Source organism: Mesorhizobium sp. NFR06, from assembly GCF_900115245.1.
In the GTDB taxonomy this organism is placed as follows: Bacteria; Pseudomonadota; Alphaproteobacteria; order Rhizobiales; family Rhizobiaceae; genus Mesorhizobium.
The window spans coordinates 111,247-136,032 of sequence record NZ_FOVT01000016.1; the positions used below are offsets into that span (position 1 = coordinate 111,247).

The 24,786-nt window shown below is 63.8% G+C and carries 24 protein-coding genes; 8 read left to right on the top strand and 16 right to left on the bottom strand.

Annotated elements, in window-relative coordinates; all coding sequences use genetic code 11:
• Positions 1–143: 143 nt before the first annotated feature.
• Positions 144–1,091 (top strand): DMT family transporter, encoded by a 948-nt coding sequence (locus F3H96_RS24380; protein ID WP_149804235.1) that lies wholly within the window; start codon positions 144–146, stop codon positions 1,089–1,091.
• 1 nt (position 1,092) lies between these two features.
• Here F3H96_RS24380 and F3H96_RS24385 read toward each other — a convergent pair whose 3' ends face one another.
• The 3 genes from F3H96_RS24385 to F3H96_RS24395 all read right to left on the bottom strand — a co-directional run bounded on the left by F3H96_RS24385 (position 1,093) and on the right by F3H96_RS24395 (position 3,906).
• Complete coding sequence (locus F3H96_RS24385) at positions 1,093–1,905, bottom strand: helix-turn-helix transcriptional regulator (RefSeq protein WP_149804236.1); 813 nt, start codon at positions 1,903–1,905, stop codon at positions 1,093–1,095.
• A 261-nt stretch (positions 1,906–2,166) separates the two neighbouring features.
• Positions 2,167–3,087, bottom strand: a complete 921-nt coding sequence (locus F3H96_RS24390) for a uracil-DNA glycosylase (RefSeq protein ID WP_149804237.1) — start codon at positions 3,085–3,087, stop codon at positions 2,167–2,169.
• A gap of 180 nt (positions 3,088–3,267) precedes the next feature.
• Complete coding sequence (locus F3H96_RS24395; protein WP_149804238.1) at positions 3,268–3,906, bottom strand: hypothetical protein; 639 nt, start codon at positions 3,904–3,906, stop codon at positions 3,268–3,270.
• 250 nt (positions 3,907–4,156) lie between these two features.
• Between F3H96_RS24395 and F3H96_RS24400 the strand changes: the two genes are divergently transcribed.
• Both F3H96_RS24400 and F3H96_RS24405 read left to right on the top strand, forming a co-directional pair.
• Positions 4,157–5,836 carry an electron transfer flavoprotein-ubiquinone oxidoreductase gene (locus F3H96_RS24400; protein WP_149804239.1) on the top strand — a complete coding sequence of 560 codons (1,680 nt, stop codon included), beginning with the start codon at positions 4,157–4,159 and terminating at the stop codon, positions 5,834–5,836.
• 145 nt (positions 5,837–5,981) lie between these two features.
• Positions 5,982–6,575, top strand: coding sequence for a DUF922 domain-containing protein (locus tag F3H96_RS24405; protein ID WP_149804240.1), 594 nt, complete (start codon positions 5,982–5,984; stop codon positions 6,573–6,575).
• A 32-nt stretch (positions 6,576–6,607) separates the two neighbouring features.
• Here F3H96_RS24405 and F3H96_RS24410 read toward each other — a convergent pair whose 3' ends face one another.
• The 5 genes from F3H96_RS24410 to F3H96_RS24425 all read right to left on the bottom strand — a co-directional run bounded on the left by F3H96_RS24410 (position 6,608) and on the right by F3H96_RS24425 (position 10,344).
• The gene (locus tag F3H96_RS24410; RefSeq protein ID WP_188131515.1) at positions 6,608–7,618 is read right to left on the bottom strand and encodes an endonuclease/exonuclease/phosphatase family protein; all 1,011 of its coding nucleotides are present in this window, start codon (positions 7,616–7,618) and stop codon (positions 6,608–6,610) included.
• A 226-nt stretch (positions 7,619–7,844) separates the two neighbouring features.
• A complete protein-coding gene (locus tag F3H96_RS24415; protein ID WP_244620135.1) occupies positions 7,845–9,305 on the bottom strand; it encodes an AMP nucleosidase in 1,461 nt (486 codons plus the stop codon).
• Between the two features lie 126 nt (positions 9,306–9,431).
• Positions 9,432–9,626 (bottom strand): hypothetical protein, encoded by a 195-nt coding sequence (locus F3H96_RS24420; protein ID WP_149804243.1) that lies wholly within the window; start codon positions 9,624–9,626, stop codon positions 9,432–9,434.
• Positions 9,627–9,676: 50 nt separating this feature from the next.
• The gene (locus tag F3H96_RS31550) at positions 9,677–9,811 is read right to left on the bottom strand and encodes a hypothetical protein (RefSeq protein ID WP_280177791.1); all 135 of its coding nucleotides are present in this window, start codon (positions 9,809–9,811) and stop codon (positions 9,677–9,679) included.
• Between the two features lie 191 nt (positions 9,812–10,002).
• Entirely contained in the window at positions 10,003–10,344 is a 342-nt protein-coding gene (locus F3H96_RS24425) for a DUF2147 domain-containing protein (protein ID WP_149804262.1), read from the bottom strand.
• A gap of 436 nt (positions 10,345–10,780) precedes the next feature.
• Between F3H96_RS24425 and F3H96_RS24430 the strand changes: the two genes are divergently transcribed.
• Together F3H96_RS24430 and F3H96_RS24435 are read left to right on the top strand one after the other, a co-directional pair.
• Positions 10,781–11,047, top strand: a complete 267-nt coding sequence (locus tag F3H96_RS24430; protein WP_149804244.1) for a sel1 repeat family protein — start codon at positions 10,781–10,783, stop codon at positions 11,045–11,047.
• Between the two features lie 396 nt (positions 11,048–11,443).
• Positions 11,444–12,565, top strand: coding sequence for an ABC transporter substrate-binding protein (locus F3H96_RS24435; RefSeq protein WP_149804245.1), 1,122 nt, complete (start codon positions 11,444–11,446; stop codon positions 12,563–12,565).
• A gap of 273 nt (positions 12,566–12,838) precedes the next feature.
• Here the strand turns inward: F3H96_RS24435 and F3H96_RS24445 are convergent, their stop codons facing one another.
• The 3 genes from F3H96_RS24445 to F3H96_RS24455 all read right to left on the bottom strand — a co-directional run bounded on the left by F3H96_RS24445 (position 12,839) and on the right by F3H96_RS24455 (position 17,106).
• Positions 12,839–14,803 (bottom strand): acetyl/propionyl/methylcrotonyl-CoA carboxylase subunit alpha, encoded by a 1,965-nt coding sequence (locus tag F3H96_RS24445; protein ID WP_149804246.1) that lies wholly within the window; start codon positions 14,801–14,803, stop codon positions 12,839–12,841.
• Positions 14,804–14,965: 162 nt separating this feature from the next.
• Positions 14,966–15,496: an O-acetyl-ADP-ribose deacetylase gene (locus F3H96_RS24450; protein ID WP_149804247.1), complete on the bottom strand. Its 531-nt coding sequence runs from the start codon at positions 15,494–15,496 to the stop codon at positions 14,966–14,968.
• Between the two features lie 2 nt (positions 15,497–15,498).
• Positions 15,499–17,106, bottom strand: coding sequence for a carboxyl transferase domain-containing protein (locus F3H96_RS24455; protein ID WP_149804248.1), 1,608 nt, complete (start codon positions 17,104–17,106; stop codon positions 15,499–15,501).
• A gap of 290 nt (positions 17,107–17,396) precedes the next feature.
• Here F3H96_RS24455 and F3H96_RS24460 point away from each other — a divergent pair, with 290 nt between their 5' ends.
• The gene (locus F3H96_RS24460; RefSeq protein ID WP_244620136.1) at positions 17,397–17,744 is read left to right on the top strand and encodes a hypothetical protein; all 348 of its coding nucleotides are present in this window, start codon (positions 17,397–17,399) and stop codon (positions 17,742–17,744) included.
• A gap of 17 nt (positions 17,745–17,761) precedes the next feature.
• Here the strand turns inward: F3H96_RS24460 and F3H96_RS24465 are convergent, their stop codons facing one another.
• The 3 genes from F3H96_RS24465 to F3H96_RS24475 all read right to left on the bottom strand — a co-directional run bounded on the left by F3H96_RS24465 (position 17,762) and on the right by F3H96_RS24475 (position 20,008).
• The gene (locus F3H96_RS24465; protein ID WP_149804250.1) at positions 17,762–18,925 is read right to left on the bottom strand and encodes an isovaleryl-CoA dehydrogenase; all 1,164 of its coding nucleotides are present in this window, start codon (positions 18,923–18,925) and stop codon (positions 17,762–17,764) included.
• Between the two features lie 49 nt (positions 18,926–18,974).
• Positions 18,975–19,622 carry a TetR/AcrR family transcriptional regulator gene (locus F3H96_RS24470; RefSeq protein ID WP_149804251.1) on the bottom strand — a complete coding sequence of 216 codons (648 nt, stop codon included), beginning with the start codon at positions 19,620–19,622 and terminating at the stop codon, positions 18,975–18,977.
• A 104-nt stretch (positions 19,623–19,726) separates the two neighbouring features.
• Positions 19,727–20,008 carry an acylphosphatase gene (locus F3H96_RS24475; protein WP_149804252.1) on the bottom strand — a complete coding sequence of 94 codons (282 nt, stop codon included), beginning with the start codon at positions 20,006–20,008 and terminating at the stop codon, positions 19,727–19,729.
• Positions 20,009–20,164: 156 nt separating this feature from the next.
• On the opposite strand from F3H96_RS24475, the gene F3H96_RS24480 reads away from it, so the two are divergent.
• Positions 20,165–20,653: a MarR family winged helix-turn-helix transcriptional regulator gene (locus tag F3H96_RS24480; RefSeq protein ID WP_149804253.1), complete on the top strand. Its 489-nt coding sequence runs from the start codon at positions 20,165–20,167 to the stop codon at positions 20,651–20,653.
• 355 nt (positions 20,654–21,008) lie between these two features.
• On the opposite strand, the gene F3H96_RS24485 is transcribed toward F3H96_RS24480, so the two are convergent.
• A complete protein-coding gene (locus tag F3H96_RS24485) occupies positions 21,009–22,121 on the bottom strand; it encodes a pyridoxal phosphate-dependent aminotransferase (RefSeq protein ID WP_149804254.1) in 1,113 nt (370 codons plus the stop codon).
• A gap of 131 nt (positions 22,122–22,252) precedes the next feature.
• Between F3H96_RS24485 and F3H96_RS24490 the strand changes: the two genes are divergently transcribed.
• The gene (locus F3H96_RS24490) at positions 22,253–23,929 is read left to right on the top strand and encodes a sulfotransferase (RefSeq protein ID WP_149804255.1); all 1,677 of its coding nucleotides are present in this window, start codon (positions 22,253–22,255) and stop codon (positions 23,927–23,929) included.
• 134 nt (positions 23,930–24,063) lie between these two features.
• Here F3H96_RS24490 and F3H96_RS24495 read toward each other — a convergent pair.
• On the bottom strand, positions 24,064–24,786 hold a 723-nt coding region (locus tag F3H96_RS24495; protein ID WP_149804256.1), incomplete at its 5' end, for a porin.

Sequence of the window (24,786 nt, forward strand, 5' to 3'; positions counted from 1 at the left end):
TTTTCCTGTCGATTTAGGTCGACCAGCAGGCTTGGCTGGTCCAAGAATATTGAGGTGCGCGCTCTTTACACGAAACGGCCACTCGACAAAACTGCGCGAAGGCCTATTTCGCGGCTTCGTTTCGACCATCCTCACGAGGCAAGATGACCGTCGATCATGCCGTCGGCCACAACACGCTGCGCGGCATTACGCTGAAGATCGTCTCGGTGACGGTCTTCGTTGGCATGCAGACCTGCATCAAGGCGGCCGGCGACGTGCCCGCCGGGCAGATCGTCTTCTTCCGCTCATTCTTCGCCATCTTCCCGATCGTCGCCTTCCTGGCCTTCAAGGGAGAGCTGGCCACCGCATTCACGACCAGGCGACCGTTCAACCACATCGCGCGCGGCGTGGTCGGCGTCGGCGCGATGGGGCTCGGCTTCTTCGCGCTGACCAGGCTGCCGCTGCCGGAGGCTATCACGCTGAACTACGCCCAGCCGCTGCTGGTCGTGGTGTTCTCATCGATCTTCCTCGGCGAGACGATCCGCGTCTATCGCTGGAGCGCTGTCGCCGTCGGTCTCGTCGGCGTGTTGATCATCTCCTGGCCGGAACTGACGCTCTTGAATTCCGGCGAAGGCCTCGACGACCAGGAGCTGCTTGGCGTCATGGCCGCGCTTATCGCCGCGGCGATCTCCGCCGTCGCCATGCTTCTGGTGCGCAATCTCGTTCAGACCGAGAGGACCGCGACCATCGTGCTGTGGTTCTCCTCGACGGCCTCGGTGCTGTCGCTCTTCACGCTGCCCTTCGGCTGGCAGTCGCTGACGCCGATGCAGGCCGCGCTGCTTGTCGTGGCCGGTTTCTGCGGTGGGCTCGGCCAGATCCTGATGACGGCGGCCTACCGACATGCCGAGGCCTCGGTCGTGGCGCCCTTCGAATACACCTCGATGATACTCGGCGTCGTTGTCGGCTATCTTGCCTTCGGCGATGTGACCTCGCTCAACACGCTTGTCGGCGGCGTTATCGTCGTTGCTGCCGGCATCTTCATCATCTGGCGCGAGCGGCAACTGGGCTTGGAACGCACGCGCACACGCAGGGCCGCACCGCCGCAGGGGTAGGCTACGAAGCCGCCGCCCGCTCCTTCGCCAGCCGCACCAGCACTGCCCGCGTCTGCTCGTCGACCGGGAAGAACGATTCGATCGCCAGCTCCGACAGCGTGACGTCGAGCGGCGTTCCGAACACGGTGATCGTGCTGATGAAGGACAGCACCTGATCGCCATGCGCGAGCCGCAGCGGATGCACGATGCCGCTCGGCTCGACCGGCGCCGGCCGGCTGCTCTTCAGGCCGGACGGATAGCTGCGCAACTCGCGCTCCAGCTCGATCAGCACTGGGTCGCCGGTCGCGTCGTTCTGGTGCTTCAGGCGTTCGAGAAGATGTGCCCGCCACTCCGCCAGATTGACGATGCGCGGCGCCACGCCGCCCGGATGGAGGCTCAGTCGCAGCACATTGACCGGCTGCGCGAGCAGGGACGGTTCGGAAATATCGGCAAGGAACGGGGCGATCGCGGCATTGGCCATGACGAGGCTCCAGTGCCGGTCCACCGCCAGCGCCGGGAACGGCTCGTGGCCCTTGAGCACGGTCTCGACAGCGGCCATCGCCGGCGCAAGGGTTGCGTCGGTGAGCGGCCTTTCGCTGAAGCTTGGCGCGAAGCCCGCGGCAAGCAGCAGCTGGTTGCGCTGGCGCAGCGGGATCGAAAGCCGTTCGGCCAGATGCAGCACCATCTCGCGCGACGGCTGGGCGCGGCCGCTTTCGACGAAGGAAAGATGCCGCTGCGAGATGTCGGCCTCCATGGCGAGGTCGAGCTGGCTCATGCGCCGCCGCGTGCGCCATTCGCGGATGAGGCTGCCGGCTGAGATGTCGGATGTGGTCATGGGGCAGAACTAGGCCGGCGAAGGGGGCAATTCAATTACCTTGGAAGTCATCGGACGGCTTCGAAAGGTGGCGAAGCCGGCAGTGACAGCCAATCTCCCCCCTTGTGGAGGAGATGTCCGGCAGGACAGAGAGGGGGGCGCGAAGGAACGCCGAACCTGAAATCCTTGTTATTCCTCGCTGGGCGTAGCACCCCAAAGCTGACAGATTGGCGGGACAGCGCCCCCTTGCCTTGCCAGGCATCTCGCCCACAAGGGGGGAGATTAGCTAATCGCCTTCAGCTTCGCCTTCACCTCGAGAAAATCGCGCCACGCCAGCTTCTTGTGCGCCGGCGTCCGCAATAGATAGGCCGGATGCAGCGTCGGCATCGCCGGAATGGCTATGCCCGAGGCGGTCGTATGCACACGCCAGTTGCCGCGCAGGCGCAAGATGCCCTCGCTCGAGTTGAGCAGGGTCTTCGCCGAAGGCCCGCCGAGATTGACCAGCACCTTGGGATTGACCAGCTCGATCTGCCTTTCGATGAAGGGCCGGCAGATTTCGGTCTCATGCGGCGTCGGCGTGCGGTTGCCCGGCGGCCGCCACGGGATGACATTGGCGATATAGGCCGAGTTGCGGTCGAGGCCGATCGCCGCCAGCATTCGGTCGAGCAGCCGGCCGGAGCGGCCGACAAAGGGCAGGCCTTCAAGGTCCTCGTCACGGCCCGGCGCCTCGCCGACCAGCATCAGGTCGGCATTGGGGTTGCCGTCGGCGAAGACCAGGTTCTTGGCGGTGAATTTGAGATTGCAGCCGTCGAAGGCGGCCATGTGCCGGCGCAGTTCGTCGAGCGTCGCAGCACTTGCCGCCAGTTGCCGCGCAAGCAGCGCCTGTGCCTCGTCGGGAACGGCCGCCGCCGGCACCCGCACGGGCGCGTCCGGAATATTGCGCGCGTCGAGGCCGGATAAGGGCGCTGGCGGGTTCTCAGCTTGTTCCGGTGCCTGCTCGGATGTCGTTCGGCTCTCGGGCCTGGATTCGCGAGGCAGTGCGGCGGGCGCCCGCTCGGCGGGCCGGCGTTCGGCCGACTTCGTCGCCACTTCGGCAAATCGGCTGATCGGCGTGTCCTCAAGCGCGTCGTCGACGCCGGCGCTGGCGTAGAAGGCGAGCAGTTCGGCGATCTCTGCAGGTGTGCGGGGGGAGGCGGCAGTCATGGCGCCACCATTGTCCGCGCGGTGCAGATTTGCAAGACTGGCGCTGTAACGGGCGGCAGGTAGAGTTGGCGCGTCACGCGCCATGACCCTTTCTGGCCTGCCGGCCATCTCCCCCCTCGAGGGTCCCTCGAGGGGGGAGACCACCGCTTCATGCCTTTCGCCAATCGCCTTCCGTTTGCTTCAGCCCGTCGGAATGCGCGGATCCTGCACGATGTAAAACGTCCAGCGCGGCGTGTAGTCGGTGATCAGGAAATCGAAGGTCGCCGCCTTCAGCGGATCGACCTTGCCGTTCCTGAACAGCAACTGGTCATATGGTTCGAACTTGCGCTCGAAATCGGCGAAGTTGCTCGACCAGATGTTGTCGGGCGTCTTGTTGCGCTGGTCGAAGGACAGGCCGTCGCCGAACACGCTTGGCTGGTCGAGGATCTCCTGCAGCTCGAACTGGAACTCCACCCAGGGCAGGGCGCTGTTGTTGAGCACATCGATGCGCATATACATCACGCCGTTGGCGACCGCGCCGGCCTTGCCGAAGGGCTCGATCGGTTTGGTCGCGCGGATGGTCAGCGTCACCGGCGTCGCCGTGTTCAGCTCCTCCTTGATGATCAACGGGTCGTCCTTGGTGCCGATGCCGGAAGCGCCGGTGATGCGGAAGCCGCCAAGTTCGTCGGAGAAGGAATAGGCCCCGGTCGCCCAGACCTTCACCGGATCGGCGTGCGCCGGCACGGCCAAAAAGAGGAGCGGAAGAACCGCGCGCCAGGCCGCGCCAGGCGTGAAGAGTAAGCGCTTCAAGGGAAAGCCGGACGGCTCTGGATTGCGCATGGCGTGAAGTATTGCCGATAACCAAGCCGTCGAACAATTAAAAACATGCGGACGCGGCCTGGCCCGCCAAACAACTGGCCCTGGCCTATGCTTGGCCGCGGCCTGCCGACGACCATTTCGTAGGGAAAACCGCGACTTTTTGTCGAAATCGGCGTTGTTACGTCAGCGCCGGTTTCGCGTCGCGAATTGATGCGCTATGCAGCGCTTGAGCCAGCAAAATGCGAGAACATGGCGAGCCAGTGAGGGGCCGATGAGCGAAATCGAACGCGAGAGCATGGAATTCGACGTGGTGATCGTCGGCGCCGGTCCCGCCGGCCTTGCCGCCGCGATCCGTCTCAAACAGCTCAACCCGGACCTTTCCGTCGTCGTGCTCGAAAAAGGCGGCGAGGTCGGGGCCCACATCCTGTCCGGCGCCGTCGTCGACCCGATCGGCATCGACCGCCTGCTGCCCGGCTGGCGCGAGGAGGAAGGCCATCCGTTCAAGACGCCGGTGACGGACGATCATTTCCTGGTGCTTGGGCCGGCCGGCTCGTTCCGCCTGCCCAACTTCCTGATGCCGCCGCTGATGAACAATCACGGCAACTACATCGTCTCGCTCGGCAATGTCTGCCGCTGGCTGGCGACCAAGGCCGAGGCGCTCGGCGTCGAGATCTATCCGGGCTTTGCCGCGACAAGCCTCGTCTACAACGACGCCGGCGCCGTCACCGGCGTGATCACCGGTGACATGGGCGTGGAGAAGGACGGCACGCACGGTCCGGCCTACGCGCCCGGCATGGCGCTGATGGGCAAATATGTGCTGATCGGCGAGGGCGCGCGCGGCTCCTTGGCCAAGCAGCTGATCGCGAAGTACAAGCTGGCCGACGGCCGCGAGCCGGCCAAGTTCGGCATCGGCCTCAAGGAGCTCTGGCAGGTCAAGCCGGAGCACCACAAGCCGGGGCTGGTGCAGCATTCCTTCGGCTGGCCGCTTGATCTGAAGACCGGCGGCGGCTCCTTCCTTTATCACCTCGAAGACAACCAGGTGGCGGTCGGCTTCGTCCTGCATCTCAACTACAAGAACCCGTATCTGTCGCCTTTCGAGGAATTCCAGCGTTTCAAGACACATCCGGCGATCGCGGCCACGTTCCAGGGCGCCAAGCGCATCGGCTACGGCGCGCGCGCCATCACCGAAGGCGGCTGGCAGTCGGTACCGAAACTGTCCTTCCCGGGCGGCGTGCTGATGGGCTGCTCGGCCGGCTTCGTCAACGTGCCGCGCATCAAGGGCTCGCACAACGCGGTGCTGTCCGGCATCTTGGCGGCCGAGCATGTGGCCGAGGCGGTTGCCGCCGGCCGCGCCAATGACGAACTCGCTTCCTACGAGCAAGCCTGGCGCGGCAGCGACATCGGCAAGGACCTGAAGAAGGTGCGCAACGTCAAGCCGCTGTGGTCGCGCTTCGGCACCGTCCTCGGCATCGGCCTCGGCGGCCTCGACATGTGGATGAACACGCTTTTCGGCTTCTCGCCGTTCGGCACCATGAAGCACGGCAAGGCCGACTACGCGACGCTCGAGCCGGCATCCAGGCATCAGAAGATCGCCTATCCGAAGCCGGATGGCGTGCTGACCTTCGACCGGCTCTCCTCGGTGTTCCTGTCCAACACCAACCACGAGGAAAATGAGCCGGTGCATCTGATCGTCGGCGACATGGCGCTGCAGCAGCGTTCGGAGCACGATGTCTTCGCCGGTCCCTCGACACGTTATTGCCCGGCTGGCGTCTACGAATGGGTGGACAAGGACGGCAATGCCGCTGCCGATCCCTCGGCCAAGGATGTGCGCTTCGTCATCAACGCGCAGAACTGCGTCCACTGCAAGACCTGCGACATCAAGGATCCGAACCAGAACATCAACTGGGTGCCGCCACAAGGCGGTGAAGGCCCGGTTTACCAGGGCATGTGATAGCCCGGACAGGGCCGTCCCGACCGCCTTTCAAACCGAGCCGGCCGGGCCGTTCTGCCGGGCATGTGAACCACGCTCATCGGCCAAGGCCGTTGAAGCCGCGCGCCGATTATGGTCTGCTCGGCCTCCGGACAAGGAGGCGGAAATGCGGCGGATCAGCCTGGCGATATTAGCTGCCGGCGTGCTTTGTTGCGGGGCGGCTTCCGCCGGCACCAAGCTGACCGTGCATGTGCGCACCTATGACGTCGCCGGCAAGACCGGCGCGGAACTGGTCGAGGCGATGGATGGCCTGGGGCCGAAGCACGGCCATGCCACGCGCGCCATCGCCGAGACCGGCTACACCGTGCATTGGGACCTCGATTTCGCGCGTGACAACGGCATCTGCCGGCTGCGCCGGGCCGACGGCATTATCGACCTGACCTACACGTTTCCGCGCCGCCTGTCGCCGGCGAGCCCGGCCCTGAACAGGCGCTGGGAGCGTTTCCTGGCAGGCGTGCGCCGGCATGAGTACACCCATGGCGGCATTGCGAAGCAGATGATGCGGGCCACCGACACGGCGCTTGCCGGGCTCGAGCAAGCTGACAATTGGTTCTGCACCGGCCTGCGCTGGGAAGCCAGGCGCCGTATCAACGCGATCTATGCCGACTACGAGGCGAGGCAGAACGCCTTCGACGCGCGCGAGCACCGCGCCGGCGGCCATGTCGAGCAGTTGGTCGGTGCCTTGATGGGGAAGAACTGAAACTTCCGCTCGTTCGCTTTGCGAAGCGGGCGTCAGCCTCGCGGCTGCTTCGGCGCATCGTTCGCCGCCAGCGCCGACCTATGCTCGTCCCTGGGCGCGTTGCTGTCGGCCCGCAGCGTGAATTCGACCAGCACCGGTAGATGGTCGGAGCCGGTATCCTCGAGCCGGGCCGACGACAGGATCGTCACCCCGCCCTTGCTGAACACCTGGTCGATCGGCAGGCCCGCATAGCGGCGCAGGAAGTCGGGCAGCATCCGGTGGATCCAGGTCGGGCCGGCCGACGGCATCGGCGTCATGCCGCTGAGCCGCGCCACCCGCCGCACCGCGGCGCTCCACGGCACGGCGTTGCAATCGCCGGCCATGATGGCGGTTTCGCCAAGCGCGGCCAGCGGCTCCGCCAGTTCGCCGATCTGCCAGGATTGCTCCATCGGCCACGGCCAGCTCAGATGGATCGCGGCCACATTGACCGGAACGCCGCCGAAATCGATCGTGGCGGTCGCCATCGCGCCGCGCGGCTCGCAACGCGGCGCGGTGCCGGCGGCAAATGGCCGGCGCGACAGCAGCGCGACGCCGAATATGCCGTTGGGATAGTCGCAAAGGATGCGATAGGGGTAGGAGCTGGCGATATAACCAAGTTCGGTCCCCCACATCCCGGATACTTCGTCGAGCGTGATGACATCCGGATTGGTCCGTCCGATCAGCGACAGCACCTTCTTCGGCGTCGGGTTGTTGAAGCGCAGGTTCATCTGCAGCAGGCTGTAGACGATCCGGTCGGCCGGCCTTGCGACCGCTTGTTGCGGCGACAGTCTGGGCAACGCGCTCGTGGTGGTGGCAAGGCAGCCAACGGCGAAGATGAGTATCGCGACCGCTTGCAGCCGGTAGGAGCTGGCAAGCAACAACAGCGCGAGCAGCGCGGTCAGCATGCTCAGATGCATACGGAAATGCGAAAAGGAATCGAAAGCCGGATGCAGCGTGCCGAAGAACCCGGCCAGCAGCGCAGCCGAGAATGCCATCATCGCCAGGAATGTCAGCTGAGCCATCATGCTCAAGCGCGCACCGCCCGTTGTCATTTGCTCCGACCGCCCAGGACACCGTTTCACGGAAACGGCGAAATGCCCTGTCTCCTTGTTCTGGCACAATTTCGGACGGAAAACCGCATCGCTCTTCCTGAAATTGCTCGTGGACTATCCGTTCGGATCGCTTATCGGCCAAATTGCGGCCCAAGCAAGACGACGGATTGCCTCGCCGCGTCGCTATAGGTCTTGCAGTCTACTGGAACGCCGTTTCGGAGAAACTTCTGAGCTTGCGCGAATGCAGCCGCTCCATCGGCATTTCAGCCAGCTTCTCCATCGCCCTGATGCCGATGGTGAGATGCTGCGCCACCTGCCGCTTGTAGAACTCGGTCGCCATGCCGGGCAGCTTCAGTTCGCCATGCAGCGGCTTGTCGGAGACGCACAGCAGCGTCCCGTAAGGCACGCGGAAGCGGAAGCCGTTGGCGGCGATAGTGGCCGATTCCATGTCGAGCGCGATGGCCCGCGACTGCGACAGGCGCTGCACCGGTCCGCGCTGGTCGCGCAGTTCCCAGTTGCGGTTGTCGATGGTGGCGACGGTGCCGGTGCGCATGATGCGCTTCAGGTCATAGCCGGACAGGCCGGTTACTTCTGCGACCGCCTCTTGCAGCGCCACCTGGATCTCGGCCAGCGGCGGGATCGGCACCCACACCGGCAGGTCGTCGTCCAGCACATGGTCTTCGCGCACATAGGCGTGCGCCAGCACATAGTCGCCCAGCGCCTGCGTGTTGCGCAGGCCCGCGCAATGGCCGAGCATCACCCAGGCGTGCGGCCTCAGCACCGCGATATGGTCGGTGATCGTCTTGGCGTTGGACGGGCCGACGCCGATATTGACCATGGTGATGCCGCCATGGCCGGGCTTCTTCAAATGATAGGCCGGCATTTGCGGCAGGCGCGGCGGTGGCGTGCCCTCGCTTGCCGTGCTGGCTCCGGCTTTGGTGACGACGTTGCCGGGCTCGACAAATTCGCTATAGCCGCCACCGCCCTTTTCCATCAGGTCGCGGGCGCGGGTGACGAATTCGTCGATGTAGAACTGGTAGTTGGTGAACAGCACGAAGTTCTGGAAATGCTGCGGGCTGGTCGCCGTGTAATGCGTCATGCGGTGCAGCGAATAGTCGATGCGCTGCGCGGTGAACGGTGCCAGCGGCCGCGGCTCGCCGAATGCCACCTCGAAGGTGCCGTTGGCGATCTGGTCGTCGGTGCCGTCGAGATCCGGCACGTCGAACAGATCGCGGATCGGCCGCTTGATGCGCTCGGCAGCCGCGCCGTCGACATAGGTGCCTTCCAGGAAGGCGAAATGCAGCGGGATCGGCGTCGTCGATTCCGACACCGTCACCGTCACGCCGTGATTGCGCATGATGAGGCGAAGCTGTTCGATGAGGTAGTTCTCGAACAGTTGCGGCTGCGTGATGGTGGTGGCGAAATGCCCGGGCGTCGGCATATGGCCGTAGGCCTGGCGCGAGTCGATCTGGCTGAACGAGGTCGTGGTGACGCCGATCTGCGGATAGAAGGCCCGGTAGCGCTTGCTCTCGTCGACGCCCGCGGCAAGTGCCGTGAAGGAATCGCGCAGGAATTTGGTGTTGCGGTCGTACAGCGTCTGCAGCGCCGCGACGGCCTTTCTGGCGTCGTGGAAGCTCTGCTTGCCGAAGGGCTCCGGCATGACGACCGATTCGATGGCTTGGGGGTAGATTCGCTTTTCCATGCCTCAATATAGAGATTTGGAAGAGCGCTTGGGAGGGGGCGGCAGGCGTCGAGCGGCCCGAAGCGTTGTTTTTCTTCGGCCGTGTTACCCGCGCTGCAGGCTGATAAGCAGGACGAAGCCGACGCTGGTGTTCTTGTGCGGCGGCGCCTCGATCCTGTGGCCGGTGTCGGCGCGCATCATCGGCACCGCCAGCACCGGGACGGCGAGCAGCATCAGGATGAGCGCCGCCCGCGGCAGCAGCCTCAGGATCTTCGTTGCACTGTTGGCGATGCGGTCCATGTTGGTGTGTCCCCGTTCTTCAGGTTGGTCGCTTCAGCGCTTGAATTGGTTCATGGAGCCGAGAACGCAGCCACCGGCCGTTGCCACGAGCGGTCCGGGTGTCCGGCCTCAGCCACCAGGATGGCGAAGAGCATGCCGAACAGGCTCATCAGCAGGCAGACGATTGTGAAGCGACGAGCAAGCATTTCTCTCTCCTTCAATGCGAGAGAAAATGCCTGACGGCCTCTGAACCGGTTCTGAGACCGGTATTCATCTGCGGTTCAAAATGATTGACGGGTTTTGAGCCGGTGGCGCGGCGTCGGCCCGGCGGAGCGCTGACGCTCCAAAAGAAAACGGGGCCGTCCGGGCCCCGTTTCGTGCGGTCTGGAGTTGTCTATCAGAGCTTGTGCCAGGTCTGGCTCTTACAGATGAGGCCGCCGAGCACGCATCCGCTCATCTTGAGCGAGGCGCCGGAGAGCGTCGCCTTGCCGGAGTAGGTCTTGTCGTTCGCCGGATCGGTGATGCTGCCCGTGTATTTGTTGTCGCCGGCTGGTTTCAGCGAGCCGATGGTCTTGCCGGCATATTTGCCGCTCTTGAGCGTGATGGAGAAAGAGCCGCTGCCGCCGATCGCCGCGGTGTCGCCGGCCTGCGTCTTCCAATTCCCTTCGATCGGGTCGGCCCACGCGGCGCCTGCCATGATCAATGTGGCCGCCAGGGCCAGGCTCATCTTTCGAAACATCTTGTCCTCCTCCCAATAGGGTCGCAGCGGGCCCCGTCCGCCTTCCAGCCCCTTACGCAAAGGTAAAGCTAATCCAGCTGCCACCAAAACAAAAGCAGTGCCGCGGCGGAAGCTTGCAAGGATTTTTGCCGCGCGGATCGTCGAAACTGAACGGGTTGCGAAAGACGCTTCGGTTTCCGTGGTTAGCAAAGCCTTGATTCCGCTCGCGGCAATTTTCATCGAATTCAACGCAAAACGGCGCAAAAGCTGGATTCCCATGCTTAACGAATTTTCGCGTTTACCTCTTGTTTTAGCTTTGTTTTCTTCAAATTAAGCAAGCCATTTAACGACAGATTCAAGGCCAGGCGTCATCCTCGAAAGCATCGAAAGAGCGGCCCGCCCAAGGGACACCAAGGGAAAAAGGAAGCAGCTCTCGGGAGCCAGACAGGGGATTGAAATGGCACGTTTTGAAATGCTTGAAGACGGCTTCGGCGCCATGGGGGCAACTGCCCAGGCCGACATTCTTTTCGAACTGGGCATGATGTATGCGACCGGCCGCGATTGCGAGACCGACGTCGTTGCCGCCCACAAATGGTTCAATATCGCCGCGATCAAGGGATCGCTGCGCGCCGCCGAGCTGCGCTCGGAATTGTCGGCCGCCATGTCGAAGGTCGAGATCGCCAAGGCGCTGCGCGAAGCCCGCGAATGGATGACCATGCACTGATCCCGCGAGCACGGCGCTCGAACGGTTCACGGGGACAAGGCCGCGACAAGACGGCCGGTCGGGAAGAACAGAACGCGGCAGGTTGGGACAGCCGAAGCCGCGCAAAAACAGGGAAGCGAGCGGGGTTCAGGTGCGGGGGCGCCGCGGAAGCTCGATTGCAAAAAGCCGCGACCGGCCGGAACAAGGCCGGCGCGGCTTTTCGCATTTTACTCCTGGCAGTGATACTGTCGTTCCAGGGCAACGGCGCGGGCGCGTGGCCCAAGAAGTCCTCGCCGGAATGAACCAAAACCAGGCGCATTGTCCTCTCGACAGTTCCGGCGAAGGGTGAAATTGTCCCGGCTCTGTGGAACGAGCGTGGCCCATGCCGCCGCGCACAAGTGGAGGAGTTCTATTGTCATGAAAAAATTGGGTATTTTGAGCGCGGCCGCGTTGGGCTTGATGATGAGCGCGTCGGTCGCCTTCGCCGACGACATCACCATTTCGGTGGTCGGCCCAATGACCGGCCAACTCGCCACCATCGGCGACCAGTTCAAGCATGGCGCGCAGGCCGCGGCCGACGCCATCAACGCCGCCGGAGGCGTCAACGGCTCCCAGATCAAGCTCGACATCGAGGACGACCAGTGCGACCCGAAGCAGGCGGTCTCGGTAGCGAACCGCGTCGTGGCCAATGGCGTCAAGTTCGTCGACGGCCATGCCTGCTCGGGCTCGAGCATTCCGGCCTCGGCCGTTTATGCCGAGGCCGGCACGCTGATGATGAGCCCGGCCTCTTCCAACCCGGTGCTGACCGACGCCGCGGCAAAGTCCGGCTGGCCGACGATCATGCGCCTCTACACGCGTGACGATGCGCAAGGCGCCTTCATCGGCCCCTGGGTCGCCAAGAAATACGCCGGCAAGAACGTCGTCATCCTGCACGACAAGAGCGCTTACGGTCAGGGCGTTGCCGATGCGGTCAAGGCGACGATGAACGCCGGCGGCCTGAAGGAGGTCGACTACGAAGGCATCAATGCCGGCGAGAAAGATTACTCGGCGCTCGTCACCAAGCTGAAGGAGCTCAAGGCCGACGTCGTCTATTTCGGCGGCTACCACCCGGAGGCCGGCCTCATCCTGCGCCAGGCGGCCGAGCAGAACGTCAAGTTCCAGCTGATCATGCCGGATTCGATCGCAACGCCGGAATTCTGGCAGGTCGCCGGCCCGGCCGGTGAAGGCACGCTTTTCGTCTTCCCGTCGGACCCGCAGTCGAAGCCGGAAGCCAAGGATGCCGTGGCCAAAATCAAGGCCGGCGGCTTCACCCCGGAAGGCTTCACGCTGTTCTCCTATGCCGTGATCCAGGCTGTGGCCGAAGGTGTCAAGCGCGCCGGCACCGACGATCCGGGCAAGGTCGCCGCGGCGCTCAAGGACGGCAAGCCGATCAGCACCGTCGTTGGCGACGTCATCTTCGACGAGAAGGGCGACCTGAAGAACGCCAGCTACGACATCAACCAGTGGCACGACGGCAAATACGCGCCGATCAAGCCGTAATTGCCACCATTCGTGGTTGGAAATGGCCGGGCTTGCCCGGCCATTTTCGTTTTGGCCGGCGCTTTACGGCGCCCCCCTCTGTCCTGCCGGGCATCTCCCCCACAAGGGTGGAGATTGGCAGCTTCAGCGGCTGCGCACTTCCTGCAACGTTGGCGATTAGCGAAAGTCGACGCGACATCTGATCTCCGCCCAAGTGGGGGGATGTCCGGAAGGACAGAGGGGGGGCGCTGTCCCGCCGACATAGCTATTTCAGTCATCCCGGCAACTAGGCATTCAGCCCTGGCCGTCCTCCGAGAACCGCACCAGCACCGTGCCGTCGCTGACTTGCGCACCTTCGGCCGCGATCTCGGCGACCACCCCGTCATGCGGGGCGGCGATGGTGTGCTCCATCTTCATTGCCTCGAGGATCAAAAGCGGCTGGCCTTTGATCACGGCATCGCCCGCCGTCGCGCGCACCAGCTTGACCAGTCCCGGCATCGGCGCGCGCAGGCTTCCCGTGGCAGCGGCCGCCTCATCCGCCTTGGCGAGCGGATCCGGCGCCGCGAAAGTATGGCCGACAGCGCCTTCGAACACGGTGACATGGCCAGGCCAGCGAGCGGTGCGCGGCAAGGTCCTGAGGTCGTGCGCGTTGATCGCGTCATGCGGCGCCTCCAGCGCCACCTGGAAGCGGCCGTCCGGCCGCGCCGAGACGCGGGCCAGGATGTCCTCCTCACCGTAACGCAGCCGGATGCGGCGAGCCAGCATATGGAAATGCGCGTAGCCGACAAGAGAGGACCATGGATCGGCGGCCGGCCCCGGTGCCCCCGCGTCGGTCGCCGCCAGCGCCGCCGCGGCGATTGCTTCATCGCTTGGCGCGGGGATGGCGACGAGAGCGTCCTGATGCCGGCCGATCAGGCCGGTGTCGACATCGCCCGCCGCGAAATCGGCGTCGGCGACGAGTGCCGCAAGGAAGGCGGTGTTGACCGTCGAGCCGGCAATCTCCGTCCTCACCAGCGCCTCGCGCAATGCGGCAAGGCCGGCGTTCCTGCCCATGGCGTGCACCACCAGCTTGGCGATCATCGGATCATAGAAGGGCGAGATCATATCGCCCGAACGCACGCCGGTCTCGATGCGTATCGCAGCACCTTCCGCCGCCGCGTCGGGGAATTTGAGATGATGCAGCGTGCCGGTCGCCGGCAGGAACCCTTTCGCGGCGTCCTCGGCATAGAGGCGCGCCTCGAAGGCGTGGCCGGCAAGCTTGATCTCGTCTTGCGTTTTCGGCAGTTTTTCACCGGCAGCGACGCGGAGCTGCCATTCGACGAGATCGACGCCGGTGACCATCTCGGTGACGGGGTGCTCGACCTGCAGCCGCGTGTTCATCTCCATGAACCAGAAGCGGTCGGCTTTCAGGCCCTCGGAAGCATCGACTATGAACTCGATCGTGCCGGCGCCCGAATAGTCGATCGCCTTGGCGGCCTTCACCGCTGCTTCCGTCATCGCCTCGCGCAATTCAGGCGTCATGCCTGGGGCAGGGGCTTCCTCGATCACCTTCTGGTGGCGGCGCTGCGCGGAGCAGTCGCGTTCGTAGAGATGCACCGCATTGCCGAAATTGTCGCCGAACACCTGGCACTCGATGTGGCGCGGCTTATCGACATATTTTTCCACCAGCACGCGGTCGTCGCCGAAAGCGGCCTTGGCCTCGCGCCGCGCTCCGGAAAGCGCTTCGGAAAAATCGTCGGGGTGGTCGACGCGCCGCATGCCCTTGCCGCCGCCGCCGGCGCGCGCCTTGATCAGCACCGGATAGCCGATCTCGCGCGCCTTGGAGGCAAGCAGCACGATTTCCTGCGCCACGCCATGATAGCCGGGCACCACCGGCACGCCGGCCTGTTCCATCAGCCGCTTGGCGGCGTCCTTCAGTCCCATGGCGCGGATCGAGGCGGCGGAGGGGCCGATAAAGACGAGCGAGGCCGCCGTCACCTGGTCGACGAAGTCCGGGTTTTCCGACAGGAATCCGTAGCCGGGATGGATCGCCTCGGCACCGGTAGCGAGCGCCGCGGCAATGATCCTGTCGCCGCGCAGATAGCTCTCGCCGACAGGCGAGGCGCCGATATGTACCGCTTCGTCGGCCATCTCGACATGCAGGGCGCGGGCGTCGGCATCCGAATAGACGGCGACGGTGCGCACGCCGAGCCTGCGGGCGGTGCGAATGACGCGACAGGCGATCTCGCCGCGATTGGCGATCAGGATCTTGCCGAACATGGAACCTCCCGGTTTTGCGACAGGCGACGTCGGCATTCCTTCGCGCCCCCCTCTGTCCTGCCAATTTCTCCAGGCAGACGCTCGCCCACCATCATGGACCTTCCCCTTGGTAAGGGAGTGCTCTGCCGAGGTCACCTCTCCACATTTTTTCGATCCATAAGGTTAGCCTTCCCCGATGGCGGCAACGGCCCGCCGGTATCGCTCCGCCATCGGCTCATCGAAGCAGCAGAAGGTAACCGCGTCAGGCACCGCACTCTGTTGCACGAAGTCGCTTACGATGCCCACGGCAATGTCCGTCGCTTCGTCTTTCGGATAGCCATAAACGCCGGTCGAGATCGCCGGAAAGGCGACCGTCCGGCAGTCTTGCTCGCGCGCGATTTCGAGCGAGCGCCGGTAGCAGGAGGCGAGCAGTTCGGCCTCGCCCTTGCCCCCGCCCTGCCAGACCGGCCCGACCGTGTGGATGACGTAGCGCGCCGGCAGGCGATAGCCCTTGGTCAGCTTGGCATCGCCGGTCTTGCAGCCATGGAGCGTGCGGCACTCGGCCAACAGCTCCGGCCCCGCCGCACGGTGGATGGCGCCATCGACGCCGCCGCCACCGAGCAGCGAGGAGTTGGCGGCATTGACGACGGCGTCGACCGAAAGCTTGGTGATGTCGCCGGTGTGGATGCGGATCCTGTCGCCGAGAGCGCCCATCGTCACATCCTGAACACGCCGAACTTCGTTGCCTCGATGCCGGCATTGAGCGCCGCCGAGAGGCTCAGCGCCAGCACCTCGCGCGTTCTGGCCGGATCGATGATGCCGTCGTCCCAGAGCCTCGCCGAGGAATAGAGCGGGTGGCCCTCATGCTCGTATTTCATCAGGATAGGCTTCCTGAATTTTGCTTCCTCCTCGGCGCTCCACGCGCCGCCCTTGCGCTCGATGCCTTCGCGCTTGACCATGGCCAGCACCGTCGCCGCCTGCTCGCCGCCCATCACCGAGATCCGCGCGTTCGGCCACATCCACAGGAAGCGGGGCGAAAAGGCGCGGCCGCACATGCCGTAATTGCCGGCGCCGAACGAACCGCCGATGATGACCGTGAGCTTCGGCACTTTTGCGGTCGCCACGGCCATCACCAGCTTGGCGCCGTCCTTGGCGATGCCTCCAGCCTCGTATTTTCGCCCGACCATGAAGCCGGTGATGTTCTGCAGGAAGATCAGCGGAATGCCGCGCTGGCAGCAAAGCTCGATGAAATGCGTGCCCTTCAGCGCGCTTTCCGAAAACAAAACGCCGTTGTTGCCGAGGATTCCGACCGGCATGCCGTGCAGATGCGCAAAACCGGTGACCAGCGTGGTGCCATAGTTCTGCTTGAACTCGTCGAATTCCGACCCGTCGACAAGGCGGGCGATCACCTCGCGCACGTCGTAGGGCTGGCGCAAATCCTTCGGCACGATGCCGTAGAGTTCGTCGGCCGGATGAAGCGGCGGTACAGGTTCCCGCAGGTTGAGGCTTACGGCCTTGGTCCGGTTGAGGTTCCGGACAATGCGCCGGCAAATGGCCAATGCGTGCTCGTCGTCCATGGCATAGTGGTCGGCAACGCCCGAAAGCCTTGTGTGCACATCGGCGCCGCCGAGTTCCTCGGCGCTGACATCCTCGCCGGTCGCCGCCTTCACCAGCGGCGGGCCGCCGAGGAAGATGGTCGCCTGGTCGCGCACCATGATCGTCTCGTCCGACATCGCCGGCACATAGGCGCCGCCGGCCGTACAGGAGCCCATGACGCAGGCGATCTGCGGGATGCCGGCCGCCGACATGTTGGCCTGGTTGTAGAAGATGCGGCCGAAATGCTCGCGGTCGGGAAACACCTCGTCCTGGTTCGGCAGGTTGGCGCCGCCGCTGTCGACCAGGTAGATGCAGGGCAGGTTGTTCTGCAGCGCGATCTCCTGCGCGCGCAGATGCTTCTTCACCGTCAGCGGGTAATAGGTGCCGCCCTTCACCGTGGCGTCGTTGACGACGACCATCACCTCCTTGCCTTCGACACGGCCGATGCCGGTGATGATGCCGGCGGCAGGAATGTCCTCGCCATACATCGACCAGGCCGCGAACTGGCCGACCTCGAGGAAAGGCGAGCCGGTGTCGAGCAGTTGCGCCAGCCGCTCGCGCGGCAACAGCTTGCCGCGGCCCTGGTGGCGTTCGCGCGCCTCGTCAGAGCCGCCGCGCTCGATACCGGCCGCCTTCTCGGCGATATCTGCGACCAGCGCGCGCATGCGCTCGGCATTGGCGCGGAAGGTATCGGTGTAGGGGGAGATCTGGGTTTGCAGTGTCGCCACGTTCTTCCTCACACCTCTTGATGCCGTAACGGAACCAGTGTAACAGCCCGCGCCCGGATGCTGCGTGCCAAGCGTGGCGTCTTTTGTACAAGCGACACCCTCAGGAGGCGACGATGAAAGGCATGCCCATGCGTTTCACCAGATGTCTCCCTTCGGCCATGGCCTGACGCCGCCGAAGGGCGGCTTTCCACATCCCGAATTTGAGCAAGAGGAACACGGCGCCTGCAAGCGCCGTGAGTGTCGTCATGTATGTGCGGTTTGTAACGCCGCTGATCCATCCGAAGAGCCGGGTGGAGACCGGCTTTTTCCATGCGTCCGGGTATCTGCACCGGAACGGATGCCCTGACTGGATTCATGGCGAGCTTGAGGATCAGTTCGACTGGTTCAACAAGCATCTGCCATTTCCTGGTCGGGTTGGCCGGCATTTCAAGCGACGGAATTCGATCTGGGGTATCTGCTGGTTCCACCCGGACGCCAAGGAAGCGATCAGCCGTGCGCGCTATTGCGCCTGGCTGATCGAGGAGGGCGGCTTGCCCGTGCGCTCGATCAAGTCGGCGCGCCAGCGTGAGGTGCTCTGGCGAGATGCGCACCAGATCGTTGCCAAACCAACCGTTGACCTGCCCAAGGCGTTCGGCTGAGGAGGCGGAGGGAAACATCAAACCCCCTCCGCCATGATCTCGCGCCCGATCAGCCAGCGGCGGATCTCGCTGGTGCCGGCGCCGATCTCGTAAAGCTTGGCGTCGCGCAGCAGCCGGCCGGTCGGGTAATCGTTGATATAACCGTTGCCGCCGAGCAGCTGGATGGCGTCGAGCGCCATCTGCGTCGCTTTCTCGGCGGCGAACAGCACGCAGCCGGCGGCATCCTTGCGGCTCGTCTCGCCGCGGTCGCAGGCCGCGGCGACCGCATAGACATAGGCCCGCGCGGCGTTCAACGTCGTGTACATGTCGGCGAGCTTGCCCTGCACCAGCTGGAACGTACCGATCGGCTGGCCGAACTGCTTGCGCTCATGCACGTAAGGCACAGCCACGTCGAGGCAGGCAGCCATCAACCCGATCGGGCCGCCGGAAAGCACTGCGCGCTCATAGTCGAGGCCCGACATCAGCACCTCGACGCCGCGCCCTTCTTCATGCAGCACGTTCTCGAACGGCACTTCGACATTTTCGAACACCAACTCGCCCGTATTGGAGCCGCGCATGCCGAGCTTGTCGAGTTTTTGCGCCACCGAAAAGCCGGCCATTTCCTTCTCGACGATGAAAGCGGTGATGCCGCGCGAATTGCGTTCCGGATCGGTCTTGGCATAGACGACCAGTGTCCCAGCGTCGGGACCGTTGGTGATCCACATTTTCGAGCCGTTGAGGACGTAGCGGTCGTTGCGCTTCTCGGCGCGCAGCCGCAGCGACACCACGTCGGAGCCGGAACCCGATTCCGACATCGCCAGCGCGCCGACCGTTTCGCCCGAGCAAAGGGAAGGCAAGTATTTCTCCTTCTGCGCCGGCGTTGCCCAGCGGTTGATCTGGTTGACGCAGAGATTGGAATGCGCCCCGTAGGAGAGGCCGACCGAGGCCGATGCGCGCGAGATCTCCTCGACGGCCACGACATGCGCCAGATAGCCCATGCCGGTTCCGCCGAAGTCCGGATCGGCGGTGATGCCGAGCAGGCCGAGCGCGCCGAGCTCGGTCCAAAGATGCGCCGGGAATTCGTTGGAACGATCGATCTCGGCCGCGATCGGCGCGATGCTGTCCTGGGCGAAGCGCCTTACCGTGTCGCGCAGCGCCTCGATGTCGGGATCAAGTCCGAAGCTGAGCGTATTGGTGTACATGCCGTTCCTCCCTGCGCACGCCCCGGTCTTCGCGGAGATCATGCCCGTATCAGAGTGCCACGGCGTCCCTGGCGCGCCCGGAGGGACGCGCGGTGCCATGGCTGATTGTCGCGCCGACCAGGCGCATTGTCATCGAAAGATATGATGCCGTGACTTCAGCGATCGACAGCCGCTCGCCGGGCCGGAACCAGACGATAACGCCCGTCATCATCTGGATCAGCGCCATGGCGGTGAGCCCGGTGTCGTCGATCTGAAAGACCCCGGCCTCGGCGCCGTCGCGCAGGATCGCGCGCAACTCCTTCTCATAGGCCGTGCGCATCTTGAGGATTTGCGTCAGCCGCTCATGCGAGAGACTGCGCAATTCCATGTTGGAGACATGGGTGGCGTGGCGCCGCTCGATGTGGAAAGCGATGTGGTTTTCGACAAAGGCGGCCAGCCGGGTCACCGGGTCAGCCGTGGCCGGCCGGACCGCGCTCCACGCCTCGAGCAGGCCTTCCATATGCTCGCGCATCAGCGTGAACAGAAGATCTTCCTTGGTCGGGAAATAGCGATAGAGCGCGGCCGCCTGCACGCCGACCTCCGCCGCCAGCTGCCGCATCGACATCGCCTCGTAGCCGAGGCGCGCGATCAGGCCGACTGCAACCTGGCGGACGGCCGCTTCCGTCCTTTCCCCGTCTGAACCCGTGGTGCGTGCCATGGTCGCCTCAATCCAAGGTGATAATAAAACGAACGTTCAATTAATTCAAGGCGCTCAGAATACGTTGTTCCTCCGCTCCCCCTGAAGTGGTGGCGAGGGATGGGCTAGGCGATGATCCTGAAGTCTGCGGGCGCGTCGTCCGTCGCGTCCTCAAACTCGACCTTCGAGACCAGCGCGCCCCTAGGCCCTTGCCATAAGCGTTCGATCATCGCCGTGACCGCGGTGTCGGAGCCTGCGATCAGCGCGGTGACCGAGCCGTCACGCTCGTTGCGCACCCAACCGGTCAGCCCAAGACGCACGGCTTCGCCGCGCGTCCAGACGCGGTAGCTCACGCCTTGCACCATGCCGGAAACGCGCGCCCGAACGGTTCTTTGCTGACCTTGCATGGTCCGCTCCAGAATCTTTCCCAATCAATCTGGAGCAGCACAGGTCGAATGCAACGGGCCTTGCGAGACAAGGCGGCAGCAGCGCCGACTAGATAATTGACTCAGTCAACTAATGTGGGAATTATCCAAGTGCGATGTCTCTGAGAGGAGGTCGGCATGCCGCACGAAGCCCTGGTGTATGAGATTCGTCGCTTCAACCGGTTCTATACCGGCCTGGTCGGGCTGCTCGATGAGACCTTGATGCAGAGCCCTCACACGCTTGCCGAAGCCCGCGTGCTGTTCGAGCTTGACCGCCGTCGCCGAACCGCCGGCAGGAAGGCTGGCTTCCTGGCGCGTATGTTTGATCTCGATCTCGCGCCGGTGGCGTCCGAACTGGCTGGCGAACTGCATCTCGCCCCCGCCTATCTTCTGAGGGTCCTTCGAAAAATCACCGCCATTGGGCTGGCTGAAATGCGCGATGGTCCGCAGAACGGGCCGCCCGTTCTTTCGCTGACGGCGCGGGGCAAAGCCGCGCTGCTCGATCTTGAGGCGGCGACGAACCGCGACCTTGCCCGCCTGACCGCCAAACTCGAGGACCACGAAGCCGCGGAGCTTTCCGATGCGCTGAATCGCGTGACGCGCCTGCTGGCAACCGCAACAATGTGAAATTGCCGGTTCGTTGAGGCAGGGATTTGGCTGATCAGATAGTGCTCGAATTGGCAAATTCGCACAGTATGGAGACTAGCCGAAGCGCCTGTCGGTTCGTCATCCTGGGGCGAAGCAAGGAGCGAAGCGACGCGGCGCAGACCCCAGATCCATGCCATGACTTCGAAGTGTTGCGACGGTGCAAAATTCTGCACCGCTGCATTCCGCGGCCGAGGTAACGGCATGGATCCTGGGGTCTGCGCTCCGCTTCGCGTCGCTACGCCCAAGGATGACGACGTTGGCGAGGCTTCGGCCCAGGGCCAAGGCATGCGGTTACACTATCCGACCGGTCAGCCACCGCAGAAGGCTGGCAGGGTCAGTTGCCCCGCGCCGCCGCCAGCGCGCCGGGCAATTCCTCGGCGAAGATGTCGAGTTCGTGGTCGAGTCCGACGCTGACCCTGATGCAGCGATCGAGCCGTGGTGCCATCGGCTTGCGGATGAAGACGTCGCGCGACAACAGCGCCTGCATCACTTTCAGTGCAAAAGCCCCGTCGCGGCCGCAGTCTATGGTGACGAAATTGGTCGCCGAAGGCAGCGGCTTCAGCCCGTTCTGTTCGGCGATCGCCGAAATGCGGCGCCGCCCCGCGGCCACGCGCGCCACCACCGAGTTCAGATAATCCTGGTCGGCAAGCGCCTCGAGGCCGGCGATCTGCGCCATGCGGCTGACGCCGTAATGGTTGCGGATCTTCTCGAAGTCGCGGATCACCTCGGCCTCGGCCACCGCATAGCCGCAGCGTATGCCGGCCAGTCCATAGGCCTTGGAGAAGGTGCGCATACGGATGACGTTCGGCCGCGCAACATCGATCGGCGGCAGCGCCGAGGCCGGTCCCAGCTCGCCATAGGCCTCGTCGAGTACCAGCATGGTGGTTTCCGGCAGCGCCTCGATGAAGCGGATGACGTCCGCCGCCTCCCACCAGCTTCCCATCGGGTTGTCGGGATTGGAGAGATAGACCAGCGGCGCCTTTTCGCTCGCGACCTTGCCGAGAAGCCCGTCGAGGTCTTCCTTGTCATTGGCATAGGGAACCGACACCAGGCGGCCGCCGACGCCGGCGATGTGGAAGTTGAAGGTAGGGTAGGCGCCGAGCGAGGTCACCACCGCATCGCCCGGTCCGACATACATGCGCGCCACCAGCCCGAGCAGCCCGTCGATGCCTTCGCCGACCACCACGTTTTCGACGGCGACGTTGTGATGCGCGGCCGCCGCCACCTTCAGCTCGTAATTGTCGGGGTCGCAATACATCCACTGGTCGCGCGCGACGCTCTCCATGCGGGCGATGACGCGCGGCGAGGGCCCGAAACTGCTTTCATTGGCGCCGATGCGGGCGCGAAAAGGCCGCCCGCGCTCGCGCTCCTGCGCCTCCGGACCGACGAACGGCACCGTGGTGGGAAGTGCGCCGACGATCGGCGTGAGGGAGGGGCGCTGGCGCATGGCAAATGGCTCGCTTGAAAGGAGGCTCCTTGCTAGCGCGGGCAAGGGGTGGGGTGCAAGGCTGGCCACATGTCGACCGTGCATTGTCGTCCGGACTGGATTCTCCCGGTCGCCTTTGCTAGCGAGACAGAATGAGCAACCGATTGCCGCCCGCCTGGGCCAAGCACCTGAAAACTCAACCCTCGGCCAAGGCAGCACCGCCGAAGGCTACGCTGCCGAAAGCCAAGACGCAGGCCGGTCCATCGCGAGCGCAGGCCGACGACATGCTGTTGCGGCAGGCGCTCGAGTTTCAGAAAGCTGGGCAACTGCCTGAGGCGGAGGAACTCTGCCTTCGTGTCCTGGCGCGTACGCCAAACCATCCGCTGGCTTTTTATACCCTGGGAACGCTCGGACTCGGATTCGACGACGAGAAGGCTTTGCGGTACTTCGCCAGGGCGGTCGGGGAGGAGCCACGAAACCCCTACTACCACCTTAGCCTCGGTGAGACCTACCTGAAGCTCAGCGAATTTACGCCGGCAATCAGGCACTTTCAGCAGGCCTTGGCCTTGAAGGCGGATCTGGTGGAAGCGCTTTGCGCCCTGGGCGATGCTTACAAGGCGTTTGACAAAGGAGAACTGGCGCTGCCGCTGTATGAGAAGGCGCTCAAGATCGACCGGGATCATCCTGTGGCTCGCTTGGGGCTGCCTCGTGCGCTCGCAAGCCTCGGTCGCATGGACGAAGCAGCAGCCTATTTCAAAGAGGCAATAGATCAGCACATCGCGGTGCCGGCTGCTTACAATGCACTTGTGCACACTCGCAAATTCACGGAAGAGCCGCCAGAACTTGCGGCAATCCTGACCGAGCTTAGAGACCCGGGCCATGGGGCGGAGGGAGCGGCATCGCTCCATCACGCGGCCGGGAAGCTGCTCAACGACCTCCGTCGTTACAAGGAGGCGATGGATCACTTCAAGAAAGGGAATCAAGCCGGGGGCCAAAAATTCGATCTGGAAATCTACCGTCGTTCGGTCGATGCCCTGATCGAAACCTTCACGCCGGAACTGGTGGCGTCAATGGCCGCTTATGGCGATCCGTCTGAGGTGCCTGTTTTCGTTGTCGGCATGCCGCGCTCGGGTACGACGCTGACCGAGCAGATCTGTGGCAGCCATCCCAATGTTCATGGCGCCGGCGAGCTCAGCAAGCTCAGACGAATAGCCAATGGGATCGGCCTCAAGGGCAGCTCCAAGACAGATCTCGGCAGATCGATCGCGACGATTACTCCCAAACTGGCCAAGACGCTGGCAGCAGGGCATCTTGCCTATCTCCGTGAGCGAGCGCCTAACGCGCTTCGAATCGTCGACAAGATGCCCAGCAATTTCGAGTTGATCGGACTGATCGGCATTCTCTTTCCCAACGCGCGGATTATTCATTGTCGCCGCGATGCCATCGACAATTGCATCTCCTGTTTCGTCCTGCAATTCAGTGGAGCTCACAGCTACAGTTGCGATCTTCAGACTCTCGGGCTCTACTACAGGGAATATGATCGCCTGATGCGACACTGGAACAATGTCCTTCCGGGTCGCATCCTCGAAAATCGCTATGAGACATTGATTGAAAATCAGGAGGAGCAGTCGCGCCGCTTGATAGATTACCTCGGGCTGCCTTGGGACGATGCCTGCCTGCGCTTTTTCGATAGAGATGGCTCGGTAAATACTTACAGCCGTTGGCAGGTTCGCCAGCCGATCTACAAGTCGTCCGTCAAGCGATGGAAGAATTATGAGAGCGAGATCCAACCTTTGATCGAAGCGTTGGGAGATCTAGCCGACACCTGACCTTATCGGCAGTTTGCTTTCCAGCGGATGATAGCCCGTCAGGTATTCAGTGCTGTCGTAGCAGCTTGATCATTCCATTTACAAAAAACCCGGCGGTCGCCCGCCGGGTTTCAATTTCAATCGTGCAAAGCCTATTAGAACGAGCGCTGGAAGCGGAGCAAACCGCCGACTGCGTCCTTCTTGGGGAATGCGGACCTGTCGGTCCAGTTGATGCCTTCTTCACCCCAATGCGACCAGTCGACTTCGGCCGTGACCGTGAAGCCGGGAACGATGTCGTAAGCGACGTTCGCCGCCACGCTATAGTTCTTCTCATCGTCACCCGAGGCCTGGAGGTTGAACGAGGTCTTCTCGTTGAACTTGTAGGTGCCGCCGCCCCACACCGCCCAGTTGCCGCCCCACTGCTTGTAGAAGCCGCGGCCGCCAGCCGGAGTTGCCCAGGTCGGGTCGCTCAGGTTGTCGTCGGTGCCGTAGCCAGCCATGATCCACAGCGACAGCGCGTCGTTGACGTTCACGTCCAGGCGAACCTTGCCGGCAACTTCTTCATAGTTGCTGTCATAGGCGACGACGCCGCTGATGGCGCCCCAGCCCTGCGTCCACTTCAAGCCGCCGACGACATGCGGAACGTAGCTGTCGATGGTGCCGATGACGCCCGAACCTTCTTCGAGCGAGACCACGGCCGAGAAGCCATTGCCGGCATCGAAGTAATACTGGACGACGTTGGTGTCGAAGTCGCCGTAGGGAACCAGCGTATCCTGAATGACGTTGCCGGCGTAGCCGGTGAACGTATTGAAGGCCGATTCGTCCTTACCGACGCGCAGGCCGCCGAGCTGGATCCAGGCGAAGTTCAGCGAAACGCC